Source organism: Micromonospora sp. NPDC007208, assembly GCF_042869175.1.
In the GTDB taxonomy this organism is placed as follows: domain Bacteria; phylum Actinomycetota; class Actinomycetes; order Mycobacteriales; family Micromonosporaceae; genus Micromonospora; species Micromonospora foliorum.
Genome location: NZ_JBIAFG010000003.1, coordinates 509,386 through 524,069, shown reverse-complemented (window position 1 = coordinate 524,069; position 14,684 = coordinate 509,386). Strand labels below are relative to the sequence as shown.

General features: G+C 72.9%; 16 protein-coding genes. 12 read left to right on the top strand and 4 right to left on the bottom strand.

The features are described 5' to 3' along the window. Positions 1-168 precede the first annotated feature (168 nt). From rplM to glmM, 3 genes are all read left to right on the top strand, one after another. The gene (gene rplM, locus ACFYL6_RS08795) at positions 169-612 is read left to right on the top strand and encodes a 50S ribosomal protein L13 (protein ID WP_053653864.1); all 444 of its coding nucleotides are present in this window, start codon (positions 169-171) and stop codon (positions 610-612) included. Between the two features lie 20 nt (positions 613-632). Continuing rightward, positions 633-1,106 (top strand): 30S ribosomal protein S9, encoded by a 474-nt coding sequence (rpsI, locus tag ACFYL6_RS08790; protein ID WP_112626216.1) that lies wholly within the window; start codon positions 633-635, stop codon positions 1,104-1,106. 121 nt (positions 1,107-1,227) lie between these two features. Beyond that, on the top strand, positions 1,228-2,583 hold the full coding sequence (gene glmM / locus ACFYL6_RS08785) for a phosphoglucosamine mutase (RefSeq protein ID WP_387169390.1): 1,356 nt from the start codon (positions 1,228-1,230) through the stop codon (positions 2,581-2,583). Positions 2,584-2,700: 117 nt separating this feature from the next. On the opposite strand, the gene ACFYL6_RS08780 is transcribed toward glmM, so the two are convergent. Next, a complete protein-coding gene (locus ACFYL6_RS08780; protein ID WP_387169387.1) occupies positions 2,701-3,897 on the bottom strand; it encodes a pyridoxal phosphate-dependent aminotransferase in 1,197 nt (398 codons plus the stop codon). 215 nt (positions 3,898-4,112) lie between these two features. On the opposite strand from ACFYL6_RS08780, the gene glmS reads away from it, so the two are divergent. After that, the gene (gene glmS / locus ACFYL6_RS08775) at positions 4,113-6,026 is read left to right on the top strand and encodes a glutamine--fructose-6-phosphate transaminase (isomerizing) (protein WP_387169384.1); all 1,914 of its coding nucleotides are present in this window, start codon (positions 4,113-4,115) and stop codon (positions 6,024-6,026) included. Positions 6,027-6,029: 3 nt separating this feature from the next. Here glmS and ACFYL6_RS08770 read toward each other — a convergent pair whose 3' ends face one another. Further along, positions 6,030-7,637 (bottom strand): alpha/beta hydrolase, encoded by a 1,608-nt coding sequence (locus ACFYL6_RS08770; RefSeq protein ID WP_387169381.1) that lies wholly within the window; start codon positions 7,635-7,637, stop codon positions 6,030-6,032. Continuing rightward, on the bottom strand, positions 7,634-7,930 hold the full coding sequence (locus tag ACFYL6_RS08765; RefSeq protein ID WP_387169377.1) for a hypothetical protein: 297 nt from the start codon (positions 7,928-7,930) through the stop codon (positions 7,634-7,636). Before ACFYL6_RS08765 ends, ACFYL6_RS08770 begins: the two co-directional genes overlap by 4 nt. Between ACFYL6_RS08765 and ACFYL6_RS08760 the strand changes: the two genes are divergently transcribed. From ACFYL6_RS08760 to ung, 7 genes are all read left to right on the top strand, one after another. Next, positions 7,929-8,072: a hypothetical protein gene (locus tag ACFYL6_RS08760; RefSeq protein WP_387169374.1), complete on the top strand. Its 144-nt coding sequence runs from the start codon at positions 7,929-7,931 to the stop codon at positions 8,070-8,072. The genes ACFYL6_RS08765 and ACFYL6_RS08760 overlap by 2 nt on opposite strands. A 32-nt stretch (positions 8,073-8,104) precedes the next feature. After that, positions 8,105-8,473, top strand: coding sequence for a holo-ACP synthase (locus ACFYL6_RS08755; protein ID WP_387169371.1), 369 nt, complete (start codon positions 8,105-8,107; stop codon positions 8,471-8,473). 55 nt (positions 8,474-8,528) lie between these two features. After that, positions 8,529-9,998, top strand: coding sequence for an NAD(P)H-hydrate dehydratase (locus tag ACFYL6_RS08750; RefSeq protein WP_387169368.1), 1,470 nt, complete (start codon positions 8,529-8,531; stop codon positions 9,996-9,998). A 90-nt stretch (positions 9,999-10,088) separates the two neighbouring features. Continuing rightward, the gene (gene alr, locus ACFYL6_RS08745) at positions 10,089-11,207 is read left to right on the top strand and encodes an alanine racemase (RefSeq protein ID WP_238659241.1); all 1,119 of its coding nucleotides are present in this window, start codon (positions 10,089-10,091) and stop codon (positions 11,205-11,207) included. Further along, complete coding sequence (locus tag ACFYL6_RS08740; protein ID WP_387169364.1) at positions 11,204-12,307, top strand: alpha/beta fold hydrolase; 1,104 nt, start codon at positions 11,204-11,206, stop codon at positions 12,305-12,307. The genes alr and ACFYL6_RS08740 overlap by 4 nt, the downstream gene beginning before the upstream one ends. After that, complete coding sequence (gene tsaE / locus ACFYL6_RS08735) at positions 12,304-12,786, top strand: tRNA (adenosine(37)-N6)-threonylcarbamoyltransferase complex ATPase subunit type 1 TsaE (RefSeq protein WP_112584898.1); 483 nt, start codon at positions 12,304-12,306, stop codon at positions 12,784-12,786. Before ACFYL6_RS08740 ends, tsaE begins: the two co-directional genes overlap by 4 nt. Before the next feature lie 65 nt (positions 12,787-12,851). Further along, positions 12,852-13,553 (top strand): uracil-DNA glycosylase, encoded by a 702-nt coding sequence (gene ung / locus ACFYL6_RS08730; protein ID WP_387169361.1) that lies wholly within the window; start codon positions 12,852-12,854, stop codon positions 13,551-13,553. Between the two features lie 43 nt (positions 13,554-13,596). Here ung and ACFYL6_RS08725 read toward each other — a convergent pair whose 3' ends face one another. Then, complete coding sequence (locus ACFYL6_RS08725; protein WP_387169358.1) at positions 13,597-14,301, bottom strand: helix-turn-helix domain-containing protein; 705 nt, start codon at positions 14,299-14,301, stop codon at positions 13,597-13,599. A gap of 227 nt (positions 14,302-14,528) precedes the next feature. Here ACFYL6_RS08725 and ACFYL6_RS08720 point away from each other — a divergent pair, with 227 nt between their 5' ends. Next, positions 14,529-14,660, top strand: coding sequence for a hypothetical protein (locus tag ACFYL6_RS08720; RefSeq protein WP_387169355.1), 132 nt, complete (start codon positions 14,529-14,531; stop codon positions 14,658-14,660). Positions 14,661-14,684: the final 24 nt, after the last annotated feature.

Here is a 14,684-nt window from a genome sequence, read left to right as displayed (position 1 = left end):
CCGTTTTGACCTGCGGACGGGGCGCCGGGTATCGTTGCCTGCTGTTGTACGACATCCAGAGGCGTGCCCTTTCAGGTACGCTTGGTCGTTCGTGCGCGCTGGTCCGGCCTGCTAGATCTGGTCACCTCGGCGCGCGACCCCAGACCGACGACGAGACAAGGTAGACCTGTGCGTACGTACAGCCCGAAGCCGGGTGAGATCGAGCGTCAGTGGCACGTCATCGACGCCTCTGATGTCGTGCTGGGCCGCCTGGCCACCCACGCCGCCACGTTGCTGCGTGGTAAGCACAAGCCGACTTTCGCGCCGCACGTCGACACGGGCGACTTTGTCGTCATCGTGAACGCGGGCAAGGTTGCGCTGACCGGCAACAAGCGCCAGACCAAGGTCGCTTACCGCCACTCCGGTTACCCGGGTGGTCTGAAGCAGATCGGCTACGACGAGCTGCTGACCAAGCGTCCCGAGCGAGCCATCGAGCTGGCTGTGAAGGGGATGCTCCCGCACAACAAGCTCGGCCGTCAGCTGATCAAGAAGCTGAAGGTCTACGCCGGTGCCGAGCACCCGCACCTCGCGCAGCAGCCGGTGCCGTTCGAGATCAAGCAGATCGCGCAGTGAGCGCGGGCGAAGGAAGCAGCATGACCGACATCATCGAGACCGAGGTCGCCCCGGAAGCCCCTGAGGCCACCGAGGCGCCGGCGCCCGTCGCCCGCGCGCCTCGTGGTGACCGGCCGATCCAGACCGTGGGCCGCCGCAAGGAGGCCATCGTCCGGGTCCGCATCGTCCCGGGCACCGGCAAGATCACCTGCAACGGCCAGGACCTCGAGGCGTACTTCCCGAGCAAGGTGCACCAGCAGCTCATCAAGGACCCGCTGGTCACCGCCGAGAAGCTCGAGCAGTTCGACGTGATCGCCAACCTGCGTGGCGGCGGCACCACCGGCCAGGCCGGTGCGCTCCGGCTGGGCATCGCCCGCGCGCTGATCATCAACGAGCCGGACGACCGCCCGGCCCTGAAGAAGGCCGGCTTCCTCACCCGTGACGCCCGGGTCAAGGAGAGCAAGAAGTACGGCCTCAAGAAGGCCCGTAAGGCTCCCCAGTACTCGAAGCGCTGATCTTTCCCAGCGCGTTGTACTTCTGACGGACGGCCGGTCCGCCTCCCCCCTCGTCGGGGGGAGGTGGGTCGGCCGTTCCGCTTTCTCCTCACAGGCAGTGCTCATTCGGAGGTTGGCGGGTATGGGTCGGTTGTTCGGCACGGACGGCGTACGCGGGCGGGCAAACGCGGATCTCACCCCGGAGTTGGCGCTGGCGCTCGCGGTGGCCGCGGCGCACACACTGGCTGAGACGGACCGCAGCCATCCGCCGCTCGCCGTCGTCGGCCGGGACACCCGCGCCAGCGGCGAGATGCTGGAGGCCGCCGTGGTCGCCGGGCTGACCAGCGCCGGCGCCAACGTGGTGCGGGTCGGTGTGCTGCCCACCCCCGCGGTGGCGTTCCTCACCGCCGAGGCCAAGGCCGACCTGGGTGTGATGCTCTCCGCGTCACACAACCCGATGCCGGACAACGGCATCAAGCTCTTCGCCGCCGGCGGGCACAAGCTGCCCGACGAGATCGAGATGCAGATCGAGGCGGCCGTCGAGACGAACGCCACCACCGCCTGGGACCGGCCGACCGGCGCCGGCGTCGGCCGGGTGCACGACCTGCTCGACGGTGCCGACCACTACGTCCAGCACCTGGTGGGCACCGTTCCGCACCGGCTCGACGGGATCAAGGTCGTGGTCGACTGCGCCAACGGCGCCGCCGCCGAGGTCGCCCCCGTCGCCTACCGGGAGGCCGGCGCGGAGGTCATCGCCATCCACGCCGAGCCCGACGGGCTGAACATCAACGACGACTGTGGCTCCAACCACATCGAGGCGCTGCGCGCCGCCGTGGTCGAGCACGGCGCCCACCTGGGCATCGCCCACGACGGCGACGCCGACCGCTGCCTGGCGGTCACCGCCGACGGCGACGAGGTGGACGGCGACCAGGTCATGGCGATCCTCGCGCTGGCCATGCGGGACGCCGGCACGCTCACCCAGGACACCCTGGTCGCCACCGTGATGAGCAACCTCGGGCTGCGGCTCGCGATGTCCGCACAGGGCATCCGCCTGATCGAGACCAAGGTCGGCGACCGGTACGTGCTGGAGGAGCTGCGCGCCTCCGGGCTGGCGCTCGGCGGGGAGCAGAGCGGCCACATCGTCATGCCCGCGCACGCCACCACCGGCGACGGGGTGCTCACCGGCCTGCACCTGATGGCTCGGATGGCGGCCAGCGGCCAGTCCCTCGCCGAGCTGGCCTCGGTGGTCACCAAGCTGCCCCAGGTGCTGATCAACGTGCCGGTCGGCGACCGGACCGTCGGCGCCGCCGCGCCCGCCGTACGCGCCGAGGTCGAGCGGGCCGAGGCGGAGCTGGGGGAGACCGGCCGGGTGCTGCTGCGCCCGTCGGGCACCGAGCCGCTGGTCCGGGTGATGGTCGAGGCGGCCACCGAGGCGACCGCCCGTGAGGTCGCCGAGCGGATCGCCGAGCTGGTACGCACCGCGAGCCCCGTCGGATAGGGCAGTTGGAGGCTGTGGAGCTGAACCGTTCACGGCATCAGCTCCACAGCGCGACGCCAGCCGCTCGGGCTCAGCGTCAGCGGCTGGGGCTCAGCGTCAGCGGCTGGGGCTCAGGCGTCAGCGGCTCGGGCTTAGCGCGCGTAGCCGGGTGACCGCCTCGGTCAGCACCTCGGGGCGCTTGCAGAAGGCGAACCGGACCAGCCGCCGGCCCGCGTCGATGTCGTCGTAGAAGACCTGGGTGGGCACCGCCACCACACCGCAGCGCTCCGGCAACGAGCGGCAGAACTCCACCCCGTCCCGGCCGCCGAGGGCGGTGATGTCGGCGGTGACGAAGTACGTCCCCTCCGAGTCGAGCACCTCGAACCCGGCGTCGGTGAGGCCACCGACGAGCTGGTCACGCCGCTGCTGGAGACTGTCCCGGAAGCCTGTGTAGTAGTCGTCCGGCAGGGCCAGCGCCACGGCCACCGCCGGTTGCAGCGGCGCGGCGTTGACGAAGGTGAGGAACTGCTTCACCCGGAGCACCGCCGAGACCAGGGCCGCCGGGCCGCTCGCCCAGCCGACCTTCCACCCCGTGCAGGAGAACGTCTTGCCGGCCGACGAGATGCGCAGCGTCCGCTCCAGCATCCCCGGCAGGGCAGCCAGCGGCACGTGCCGGCTCGCCGCGTCCGTGAAGACCAGGTGCTCGTACACCTCGTCGGTGACCGCGTACGCGCCGAACTCCTGGCACAACTCGGCGACCTGCGCCAACTCGGCCGGGGTGAAGACCTTCCCGGTCGGGTTGTGCGGTGAGTTCAGCAGCACCAGGCGGGTGCGCGGGCCGAACGCCGCGCGCAGCGCCGCAGGGTCGAAGGCGTACCGGCCGTCGGCCGTGGGACGCAACGTCACCGGCCGGCGGACCGCGCCGGCCAGCGCGATCGAGGCGGCGTACGAGTCGTAGTACGGCTCGAAGCAGACCACCTCGTCACCCGGTTCGCAGAGAGCGAGGATGCTCGCCGCGACCGCCTCGGTCGCGCCCGCCGTGATCACGATCTCGCCGTCCGGGTCGTACTCAAGGTCGTGGAACCGCCGCTGATGCGCCGCGACGGCCGCGCGCAGGGCGGGGATCCCCGGGCCGGGCGGGTACTGGTTCTGCCCGCCGCGCAGCGCCTCGGCGGCGGCGGCCAGCATTTCCGGCGGGCCGTCGGTGTCGGGGAAGCCCTGGCCGAGGTTGACCGCGCCGGTGCGTACGGCGAGGGCGGACATCTCGGCGAAGATCGTCGTGCCGAACGGCCGCATCCGGGCCACCAGCGGGTCGACATCGGTGCTCGTCGTCACCTGCGCCAGCCTACGGCCACCTGCCGCCAGAACCCCAGCCTCACTCACTCGGGCGCGCATGATCGACTCGACATCACTGAAGGGCGCGGTATCACCGGTGGCGGAATGGGGATGTCCCGGTTGCGGCCTCCCAGCCACCGATCGCTCAGATTCCGTGATTGATAACCCGACTTTCGAGCACCCATCATGAGTGAAACTGGGTTAGGCTGCGGGCCATGTGTGGAATCGTGGGATACGCGGGCGCGCGCCCCGCACTCGGCATCGTCCTCGACGGGCTGCGGCGGCTGGAATACCGCGGCTACGACTCGGCAGGCGTCGCGATCGTCTGCGACGACCAGCTGCTGACCGAGAAGAAGGCCGGCAAGCTGGCCAACCTGGAGAAGGTGCTGTCCGAGCGGGCCGCCGACGACCCGGCCTCCTGCGCGGCCAGCCCGATCGGCATCGGTGACGGCACCACAGGCATCGGGCACACCCGGTGGGCCACCCACGGCGGCCCCACCGACCGCAACGCCCACCCGCACGTCGCCCCCGACGGGCGGGTCGCGGTGATCCACAACGGCATCATCGAGAACTTCGCGAAGCTCCGCGCCGAGCTGGAGGCCGACGGCGTCCAGTTCACCAGCGACACCGACACCGAGTGCGCCGCGCACCTGCTCGCCGCCGCGCTGGCCGACCTGCGCGCCGCCGGCCAACCGGACAGCCCGCAGTTGCTCGCCGCCGGCATGCGCGTGGTCTGCCAGCGACTGGAGGGCGCGTTCACCCTGCTCGCGGTGGACGCCGCCGTGCCCGGTGCGGTCGTCGGCGCCCGGCGCAACTCGCCGCTGGTGGTCGGTCGCGGCGACGGGGAAAACTACCTGGCCAGCGACGTGGCCGCGTTCATCGAGCACACCCGGGAAGCGGTCGAGCTGGGCCAGGACCAGATCGTGCTGATCACCGGTGACAGCATCGAGATCACCGACTTCGACGGCCAGCCCGCCGCCGGCAAGGACTTCCACATCGACTGGGACTCCTCGGCCGCGGAGAAGGGCGGCTACGACTGGTTCATGCTCAAGGAGATCGAGGAGCAGCCGCAGGCCATCGCCGACACGCTGCTCGGCCGGCTCACCGAGAGCGGTGAGATCGCCCTCGACGAGGTCCGCCTCAGCGACCAGGATCTGCGCGACGTCGACAAGATCTTCATCGTCGCCTGCGGCACTGCGTACCACGCCGGCATGGTCGCCAAGTACGCCATCGAGCACTGGACCCGGATCCCGTGCGAGGTGGAGCTGGCCAGCGAGTTCCGCTACCGCGACCCGGTGCTCGACCGGTCCACGCTGATCGTGGTGATCTCGCAGTCCGGCGAGACGATGGACACCCTGATGGCGCTGCGCCACGCCAAGGAGCAGAAGGCCCGGGTGCTGGCGATCTGCAACACCAACGGCTCGACCATCCCCCGCGAGTCCGACGCCGTGCTCTACACCCACGGTGGGCCGGAGATCGCCGTCGCCTCCACCAAGGCGTTCCTCACCCAGGTCGTCGCCTGCTACCTGATCGGCCTGCACCTGGCCCAGGTACGCGGGATCAAGTTCGCCGACGAGGTGGGCGCGGTGGTCGCGCAGTTGCAGGAGATTCCGGGCAAGCTGCGTGAGCTGCTCGACCGGATCGAGCCCGTCCGCGAGCTGGCCCGGGAGCTGAAGTCCGAGCCGACGGTGCTGTTCATCGGTCGGCACGTCGGCTACCCGGTGGCCCTGGAGGGCGCGCTGAAGCTCAAGGAGCTGGCGTACATGCACGCCGAGGGCTTCGCCGCCGGTGAGCTGAAGCACGGCCCGATCGCCCTGATCGACAAGGGCACCCCGGTCATCTGCGTGGTGCCCTCTCCGGTGGGCCGGGGCATGCTGCACGACAAGGTCGTCTCCAACATCCAGGAGGTCCGGGCTCGTGGCGCGCGGACCATCGTCATCGCGGAGGAGGGTGACGAGGCAGTCGTCCGGTACGCCGACCACCTGATCTACGTGCCGCGTACGCCCACCCTGCTGGCCCCGCTCGTCACCACGGTGCCGTTGCAGGTGCTCGCCGCCGAGATCGCCGCCGCCCGGGGGCACGACGTGGACCAGCCCCGCAACCTGGCCAAGTCGGTCACCGTCGAGTAAGCCTCAGCGGCCCAGCACGACCCGGGCCATCCCGTCCAGCGCGGGATTGCCCGGGTCCCAGTAACCGGTGTGCCCGCCTCGCCCACTGCCGAAGACCCGACCGCCGAACCCGGGGTCCGACGGGTCGTGCCCGAACCACAGCTCGTGCCCGGTCTGGCCCGGCCAGCCCAGCACGGCGGCCAGCGGAGCCGTCCGCAGCAGGGCCCGTCGGCCCAGCTCGTCCGGTGGCTGGGCGGCCCGGATCACGTCGTCGGGGGCGCTGCTCGCCCAGACCTCCCCGGGCGGCACGCCCAGCTCGGCGGCGTGTGACGCGCCGACACCGGGGGAGCCGACGAAGACCAGCGCGTCGGCGGCCAGGCCGTGCTCCCGGGCGGCCACCCCCACCACCAGCGACCCGTAGCTGTGCCCGAGCACGGTCTGCCGCGCCGGTGGCCCCTCGTGGCTGGCGCGCAGCCCTTCCTGGAAGCGGTGCAACGCCGGGCCGGCGTCCCGGGCCTGGCCCGCCGAGGCGGCCTCGGTCAGGAGATCCGGCGCGTCGTAGTCCAACCAGAGCACCGCCGCGCTGCGCTCACCCGGGGCGAGCGCGGCGCATCGATCCAGCACCCGGGCCGCTCTGCCCAACTCGCCGGTGGCATCGTCCAGGCCGGCGGTCATCCCCGGCACGTAGGTCAGCACCCGGTCGGCGTGGTCCGGGTCGCCGAGCGCCACCACCGCCCGGCCCTCACCGGCCGGATCCAACCCGAGCAGGTACGCCCGGGGCGCCCCGCCGGTCGTCAGCCGCCCGACCAGTGCGTCCAGGCCGGCCAACCGTCCGGCCACCCCGCGCAACCGGAGCGACGCGAGTGGCCCCGGCGGCACCCGGGACAGCAGCCGTCGCCGCTCGGCCAGCAACTCCGCACGCCAGACGTCGAGCCGTAACCGGTTGGCCTGGTCGCGGGCGGCCACCGGCACCCCGTCCAACCGGCCGACCACTGCCGGCTCGCGCCCGATTAGCCACCGTCGCTGCGCCGGGGTCAACCCGGACCACCAGGCGCTGACCAGCGCGGGCGCGGCACCGGGGGCCGGTCGGCCCGGCGGGGGCGGGGACGCCCAGCCGGTGCCGGCGGCCCTCGCCAGGTCATCCAACCGGTCGGCGGCGACCCGGTCCGCCGCTGCTGCCCCGTCGAGCGCGGCCCGCAGGGCCGCGGCCACCCCAGCCGCGGCGACCCCTGCCGCTGAGACGCCGGCCCGGTCGGTGGGCCGAACCCGGGCGGGATCGACCCGCACCCCGCCCGAGCGGTCCACCAGCAGGCCGGCTGCATCGGCCTGGGCGACCGCCTCGGCGAGCCGTGCCTTCGCCACCGTCAGTCGGCCGGCCAACTCGGCCAGCACCTGGTCGACCTCGATCAGCGCGGGTGCGACCGAGGTCAGCTCGTCACGGAGACCGGCGAGTCGGGTGTCCGCCGCCGTGGCTGCCGCGCCCGACCAACCGCCCCGCAACCGCCCGCCGGCCGCGCGCAGCCCGCCGACCCGCCGGTCGAGTGGCCCGGTCAACCCCGCCCACGCCGCCCCGGCGGCCCGCCACCCGTCCGGATCGACAGCCCACAGCTGCCGGTAGCCGACGCTGCTCACCGGGGCAGGGCGGCGAACCGGTCGGCGGTCCGGTCGTCCACCGTCTCGTACGCCTCGGTCGCCGCCCGGACCCCGCCGGAGGTCGCCGCGACCCGGGCGCCCAGCCGGCAGAACCAGGCGTGCCCGGCCGCCTCCAACCCGGCCAGGGCCGCGCCCGCTCGCCACTCGGGCGCCGCCACCACCAGCCCGGGCGACCCCGCGAGGCCCAACGCCAACCGGCGCGCCTCGTCGTCGAGCAGGACGGCGACCGCCCGCAACTCCTCCGGTCGGACGGCGAACGGCTCGTCGGTCATGACCACACCCCCGTGGACGATCGGCATCGACGCGCTGACCCTAGGCGCGTACCGGAGGTGGCGCGGTGCCCTGTGGACAGCCGGCGTCGAGGCGTACCCCGGGGTGTCCACAGGCGTTGCCCAGCGCGAGCCCGACGGCTAATCTGCGGCCTCGACCGCCGGTAGGGTGGTGTGGTGATCGTCGCTGTCGGCATCGACGTCGTCCTGGTCGACCGGTTCGCCCGGGCCCTGGCACGGACGCCGCTGCTCGCCGACCGGCTCTTCACGGAGGCCGAGCGGCAGACCCGCTCCGGCAGCCCGCGCTCGCCCGAGTCGCTCGCCGCCCGGTTCGCCGCCAAGGAGGCGGTGGCCAAGACGCTCGGCGCTCCGGCCGGGCTCAACTGGCACGACTGCGAGATCGTGCCCGACCCGGACGGCCGCCCCTGGCTGGCCGTCTCCGGCACGGTCGCGGCGGTGGCCGACGCCCGTGGGGTCAACCACTGGCACCTCTCGTTGTCGCACGACGGCGGGATCGCGTCGGCGATGGTGGTCGCGGAACGATGACGTCGGCCGGGAGGGCCGATCAGGTCCGCCCGCGAACGGAATGGGACACGGTGGCATGAGAGCGGTGTGGCGGGTGGCCGACGTACGGGCGGCCGAGGCGGGGTTGATGGGCACGCTGCCGGACGGGACGCTGATGCAGCGGGCCGCAGCCGGCCTGGCCCGCCGCGCCGCGCTCCTGCTCGCCGAGCGGGGCGGCATCTACGGGGGCCGGGTGCTGCTGCTGGTCGGTTCCGGCGACAACGGCGGCGACGCGCTGTACGCAGGGGAGCGGCTGGCCCGCCGGGGCGTCCAGGTGTCCGCCCTGCTGCTCACCCCCGGGCGGGCGCACGCCGCCGGCCTGGCCGCGCTGCGAGCCGCTGGCGGCCGGCTGGTGCCCGGCCCGGCCGGCCCGGTCGACCTGGTCCTCGACGGCATCGTCGGCATCGGTGGCACCGGCGGGCTACGGGCGAACGCGGACGAGGTGGTCCAGCGCCTCGGCGGACTGCGCGGACGCGACGGGGCGCGGGCCACCGTGCTGGCGGTCGACGTGCCCAGCGGGGTCGCGGTCGACACCGGTAACGTGCCGCTGTCCGCGTCCGGTCGGCCCGTCGCGGTCCGCGCCGACGTGACGGTGGCCTTCGGCGCGCTGAAGCCCGCCCTGGTGGTCGGGCCGGCCGCCGCGCTGGCCGGGCACGTCGAGCTGGTCGACATCGGGCTGCGGCCGTGGCTGCGCGGCACCCCGGCGCTGCGGGTCACCGAGTGGTCCGACCTGGTCGACTGGTGGCCCCAGCTGGGCCCGGCGTCGGAGAAGTACACCCGGGGCGTGGTGGGGGTGGCGACCGGCTCGGCGACCTACCCCGGTGCGGCGGTGCTCTCCGTGGGCGGCGCCCTGGCCGGGCCGACCGGGCTGGTCCGCTACGCCGGCGGCGCCCGCGCCGAGGTGCTGCACCAGCACCCCTCGGTCATCGCCAGTGGGCGGGTCGCCGACGCGGGCCGGGTGCAGGCCTGGGTCTGCGGCTCCGGGCTGGGCACAGGCGCCGACGCGGCGGCCGAGCTGCGTGCCGTACTGGCCGCCCCGGTGCCTGTGGTCCTCGACGCCGACGCCCTGACCCTGCTGGTGGACGGCTCGCTCGCCGATCGACTGCGGGGTCGGGACGCGCCCATCGTGGTCACCCCGCACGATCGGGAGTTCACCCGTCTCTGCGGGGAGGAACCGGGCGCCGACCGGGTCGGCGCCGCGCTGCGGCTGGCCGCCTGGATGAACGCGGTGGTGCTGCTCAAGGGCGACCGCACGGTGATCGGCACGCCGGACGGTCGGGCGTACGTCAACCCGACCGGCACCCCGGCGCTGGCCACCGGCGGCACCGGCGACGTGTTGGCCGGGCTGCTCGGCTCGCTGCTGGCGGCTGGCGTACCCGCCGATCGGGCCGCCGCCTCCGCCGCGTACCTGCATGGGCTCGCCGGGCGGGAGGCGGCCCGGGGCGGGCCGGTGACCGCGCCCGACGTGGCGACCGCGTTGCGTCCGGTGCTGGCCCGGCTGGGCTGAACGGGTCGGTTCCGGGTGCGGTGGCCGGATCGCCGCGTCGGGACGTGCGTCGCCGCCCGCGGTGATCACGGCGGAAAGTAGGCTGGGCGCATGTGGCAGGCCGAGGTACGCGTCGATCTTGACGCCATCCGCGAGAACGTGAGCAGGCTCCGCTCCGGCACCACCGCCGAGCTGATGGCGGTGGTGAAGGCCGACGGGTACGGCCACGGCATGCTTCCGGCCGCCCGCGCGGCGCTCGACGCCGGCGCGGACTGGCTCGGCGTCTGCACCCTCGACGAGGCGCTCACCCTGCGCCGGGCCGGGGTGACCGTGCCGGTGTTGGCCTGGCTGCTCGCGCCCGGGTTGCCGCTGCACGAGGGGGTCAGCGCCGGGGTGGACCTGGGCGCGGCCAGCCTGGCGCAACTGGACGAGATGATCGAGGCGGGTCGGCTCGCCGGGCGCCCCGCCCGCCTGCATCTCAAGATCGATACGGGGTTGTCCCGGGGCGGTGCGACAGTCGCCGACTGGCCCGCGCTGCTGGACGCCGCCGCGAAGGCCCAGGCCGACGGCCTGGTCGAGGTGGTCGGCGTGTGGAGTCACTTCGTGTACGCGGACTCGCCCGGCCACCCCACCACCGACCGCCAACTGGCCGTCTTCCACGAGGGGCTGGCCATGGTCGAGCGGGCCGGGCTGCGACCGCGCTGGCGGCACCTCGCCAACTCGGCCGCCACCCTGACCCGCCCGGACACCCACTTCGACCTGGTCCGCCCCGGCCTGGCCATCTACGGGCTCTCCCCGGTGGCCGGCGAGACGTACGGGTTGCGGCCGGCGATGACCGCCCGCGCCCGGGTGATGCTCACCAAGCGGGTGCCCGCCGGCACCGGCATCTCCTACGGGCACGCCTACACGACGGAAGCCGACGCGAACCTGGCCGTGGTGCCGCTCGGCTACGCCGACGGGGTTCCCCGGCACGCGTCCAACACCGGGCCGGTGCAGCTCGGCGGCGTACGCCGGACGATCTCCGGGCGGGTCTGCATGGACCAGTTCGTGCTCGACTGCGGCGACGACCCGGTGGCCGACGGCGACGTGGCGACGCTGTTCGGCAGCGGCGCCGACGGTGAGCCGACCGCGGACGACTGGGCCGAGGCCGTCGGCACGATCAACTACGAGATCGTCACCCGGTTCGGCGGCACGCGGGTGCCCCGGGTCTACGACGGCGAGAAACCATGAGTTACCGCATTCCGCGTCCGCGGACGGCCGCGGGTCGCGTCGCGGGCATCGTCGGCGCGGCGGTCGGGGTGGCCGCGGCGGGGCTGGCGGCTGGCGTCGCGACCGAGCGGACCCTGGTCCGCCGGCTCAAGGCCGACCCGGCCGACCGCTACGCGCACGAGACGTTCGACCAGCAGCGGTACGACGAGGCGTTCCGCCTGGAGCTGCCGGACGGCACGGACATCCACGTCGAGGTGGTCGAGCCGACCCGACCGGTGCCGGGGCGCCCGACGGTGGTGCTGGTGCACGGCTTCTGCCTGGACATGGGGACGTTCCACTTCCAGCGCGAGATGCTCGCCGCCCGCGGCGACTACCGCATCGTGGCGTACGACCAGCCCGGTCACGGCCGGTCCGGCCGGCTGGAGACCGGGGAGTACGACCTCACGGTGCTCGGACGGACGCTGCGCGAGGTGATCGACCGCACCGCCCCGGACGGGCCGCTGGTGCTGGTCGGCCACTCGATGGGCGGCATGACCATCATGGCGTTCGCCGAGCTGTTCCCGGAGCTGTTCGGTGACCGGGTGGTGGGCACCGTCCTGATGGCCACGTCGGGCGGGCTCATCGCGGAGACCAAGCTGGTCGCGCCCGCGCTGCTCGGCCGGGTCGGTGGCCCGGTGCTCTACATGGTCAGCAACGCCACCCGGTACGGCGGGCCGGTGATCGACAAGGCCCGCAAGTCGACGTCGAACGTGGCCTGGCTGCTGACCCGCAAGTATGGCTTTGGCACCCGCAAGCCCAGCCCGTCGCTGGTGTCCTACGTGGAGACGATGAACTCCCGGACGTCGGCCGACACGGTGACCCGCTACCTGCGGACCCTGGCCACCCACTCGCGCTTTCCGGCGCTGGCGGCGCTGGCGGCGACTCCGGTGCTGGTGGTGGTCGGCGACAAGGACATGATCACTCCGGTGACCCACTCCGAGGAGATCGTCCGCCGGTTGCCGCACGCCGAGTTCGTGAAGATCAAGGACAGCGGCCACGTGGTCATGTTGGAGCACGCGGACGAGGTCAACGCCGCGCTGGCGCGGTTCCTGGAGTCATTGCAGAGCGTGGAGGATCGGTGAGTCACGTCGTCAAGCTGCCTACCGTCGAGGACACTCGGGACTTCGGCCGGCGGTTGGCCGGGCTGCTGCGCGCCGGCGACCTGGTGCTGTTGACCGGCCCGCTGGGCGCCGGCAAGACCGCGCTCACCCAGGGCATCGGCGCCGGGCTCGGTGTCCTCGGGGACATCACCTCGCCGACCTTCGTGATCGCCCGGGTGCACCGCCCCGACCCGGCCCGGGGCGGCCGCGTGGCACTGGTGCACGCCGACGCGTACCGGTTGGGTGACGCCACCGACCCGCGCGCCGAGATCGACGACCTGGACCTCGACGCGTCGGTGGACGACTCGGTGACCGTTGTCGAGTGGGGCGAGGGCCTGGTCGAGCAGTTGGTGGACGCGCACCTGCGGGTTCGCATCGACCGCCGCGACGACGACACCCGCATCGTCGAGCTGGACCCGATCGGCGGCGACTGGGCCCGGCGGCTCGCCGACCTGGGCTAGGTCGGCGGCTGTCGTACCCGATGCCTAGAGTGCGGGGGACCGACCCGCGCTGTGAGAGGTTTCCGATGCCCGACGACGCTCCCGCCCTGGATCTGCTGGCCCTCCTGCCGGAGCAGTGGCGTGCCGTGCTCACCCCGCACCTCGACCCGGCACGCACCGTCGCGCTGGGCGAGTTCGTCGCCCGGGAATACGCGACGCAGACCGTCTTCCCGCCTCTGGAGGACCTGTTCTCGGCATACCGGCTCTGCCCGCCGCAGGGCACCCGGGTGCTCATCCTCGGGCAGGATCCCTACCACCGGGCCGGGCAGGCACACGGGTTGAGCTTCAGCGTTCGTGACGGTGTGACGGTGCCGCCGTCGTTGCGCAACGTCTTCAAGGAGTTGGGCGAGGACGTGGGCGTCCCCAAGCCGCGCAGCGGCAATCTCGACGGGTGGGCCGCCCAGGGTGTGCTGCTGCTCAACGCGGTGCTGACCGTCCGTCAGGCCACCCCGGGCTCGCACGCCAACGCCGGCTGGGAAGAGTTCACCGACGCCACCATCCGCGCACTGGACGCGGCACCGGACCGGGTGGTCTTCCTGCTCTGGGGTGGCTACGCCCGTAAGAAGGCCGCGCTGGTCACCAATCCGCAGCATGTGGTGCTGGAGGCGGGTCACCCCAGCCCGATGAACCCGCGTGGCTTCCTCGGCAGTCGCCCGTTCAGCGCCGCCAACAAGGCACTGGCCGACGCCGGCCTGCCCACCATCGACTGGGAGCGCACCGCCGGCTGAGCCGCTCGTCGACGTCCTGCTGCTGGTTTGGACCGGCACTGGCTCAGCCGTCGCTGGCCAGCTGCCGGTCCCGGTAGCGGCGCAGCAACTCGGCGGCGCGTGGCTCGCTCAGTTCCAGCTCGACGAGTGGCACCACCTGGTAACTCCGCCCACCGTGGCGCACCTCGATCGTCTCGGGCAGCTCGTCGCACATGGTGGCCCTGATCTCGCCGTACCGGGTCGACCACAGGTGTTCGCCCGGCTCTTCGGGCTCCAACCACACCCCGCCGAACTCACCCCAGCGGGCGTTCCACCGCTGGCCGTAGTTCGTCTCCAGCCAGCGGGTGAACGCTTTGGAGTCCTGCCAGCGCAGGGCGATCTCCAGCGCGTCGACCGGCACCGGCGCGCCCTGTAGCAGCGCCGCGGCGCATCCGGTGATCACCTGCGGGAAGTCGGTGAGCCGATCCAGCAGCCGATCCAATGCCAGCCCGTCGATTCGCTCGGCGATCGGCCGGGCGGCCAAGCCGTCGATCCGGGCGTCGAGGTGCGCGTCCAACGGCTCAACCCCGATGATCAACTGCACATCCATAGCTGCAAGCAACCGCTCCAGCACGGCGATGGTCGGCGCTCGCTCACCGCGTTCGAACCGGGCCACCGCTGCCTGGTCGACCTCGGCCAGCGCGGCCAACTGACGCTGACTCAGGTCGCGCAGATGTCGTTGCTGCCGCACGGCAGCGCCGAGAAGGGTGACAAGGCGAGTGGATGACATCCCGGCACGGTGGGCCAAGGGCGAGACGTCCGCGATCCCGTTGCGGCAGATCGGCGGCTTGCCGTCGATCCGGCCCCGAGAATCGCCCGGTCCGTGATCTGGCGGCGGATGGTGGGCCGCCTTACTTCAATGAGCGTGATGTCTGTGAGTCATCACGATGACTCACAGACATCACGCTCATTCAGGGATGTGGCTCCACCGCTCGTTCGGGGCTGGACGGTTGGTCGGTGCTCGCCCTCGCCCTGCTGGTGGTGCTGTGGCTCCTGCTGTGGCGCTGCAAGGCCGCACGGAGGGGCTACGGCGACGGGGCAGCCCTGCGGCGGGGGGAGGGCCTTGGACGGTGGCGGGGCGGGGCGTGACTGAGGGCTGCGGCGGGGCGGCTA